We start from the raw sequence: 1,351 nt of genomic DNA, 5'->3' as shown, positions 1-1,351 counted from the left end.
AAGGGATGCGGCTATGTATAGACTGATGTCTGAAGAGACTGGTGTGCATCAATCGTTCATCGAGAACTTTATAAACAAGGGCGAAGCTCTTTCCGGTAAGAGAGATGTTAGATCGTTTCCTTACCAATAGGAACAAAGGAGTAAATGAACTATAACACGAATGTGACGTACAATGGAGACGGGCTTACCACTGATTTTCCCATTCCGTTTACCTATGATAATCAATCGGAGATTGTGGTAACTCGTAAGTTCGGTGATACGTCGTGGACGCTTACTAGTCCCAATGTTCTCAAATTGCCTGCCCCCCTGGCATCCGGTGACACATTAAATATCCGTAGGGTCACCAACCTCTCTAACCCGAGTGTGCTGTTCCAGCCGGGGAACGGAGTTACGAACACCTCGCTAAACAAAGCGATCAAACAACTCCTCAAAGGTGTTCAAGAAGAAAACGATCTGACTAACGCACTCCGTCTTGATCCGGTCCTCACTAATACTCCCCTTACGCTCCCTAATGGCAAGACCGTTACGATCTATGAGAAGCTTAGGCGAGAGATCAATGTTCTAGACTTTGGCGCTAAGGGTGACGGTAGCCACGACGATACGGATGCTATCCAAGCGGCAATCGATGTCCTCCGAGCAATGCCCCAGGGTACTAAGCCTGTGCTTGTGTTCGGTAGTGACTGGATTGGTGGCAGAGAGTTCGTAGTCACTAAGCCGCTGAACTTCACTGGAATGCGCAACCTGTCGTGTATCGTTGACTTCCGTAGCAGTGTGCTCATCGGCAAGACCACGAATGAGCCTGTTATCGATGCGTTGGATAGCGAAGGCTTGGTGTTCTACAATGGTTGCATCTATGGTGATACCACTTCTACTCCGAAAATCGGCATACAGCTCGGTAGAGCCATTGCTACCAGTTCGGAACCCTATGGTCGTGGTGCTGCTAACAATGCGATGCAGTACATGCGCTTCGTTGGTAACTTTACCCAAGCGTGTCTACTGAATAGTCAATCAGAGGTTTTCAGAGCCGATAAGTGTTTGTTCTGGAATGGTAGCACTGTAGCCGGTGCCGCCTGTCTTGTTCAGGACGGTCGGAGAAAGATCGCCACCTATTCCCGCTACTTGACTATTACCGCAGCAGCTAACACCCCTGGCTCACACAATGATAACCTGTACACGAACTGTTGCTTTGAACAGATTAGTGGCTCGGGTAGTTCCAACAAGTCAGCGATTACGTTCATTGGTCCTAGCAACTCGTGTCACTTTGTGAACTGCTATGGTCAATGTGAATATGGATGGCTGGTCTATGCGGAACTGGGGCCGTTCGTTAACTCAGTGTTTGACATCCACGGTG

Annotated in this window: 1 protein-coding gene; it reads left to right on the top strand. The window is 48.7% G+C overall.

Translation table 11 applies throughout. The annotated features are described in order from the left end of the window. Positions 1-144: 144 nt before the first annotated feature. A partial coding sequence (locus M2320_RS23195) for a phage tail fiber protein (protein ID WP_264599330.1) occupies positions 145-1,351 on the top strand: 1,207 nt, incomplete at its 3' end.

It is taken from the genome of Rhodoblastus acidophilus, assembly GCF_025961575.1.
GTDB classification, from domain to species: domain Bacteria; phylum Pseudomonadota; class Alphaproteobacteria; order Rhizobiales; family Beijerinckiaceae; genus Rhodoblastus; species Rhodoblastus acidophilus_C.
Note: the sequence above shows the minus strand (reverse complement) of the source record. Positions and strands in the feature narration are given on the sequence as shown.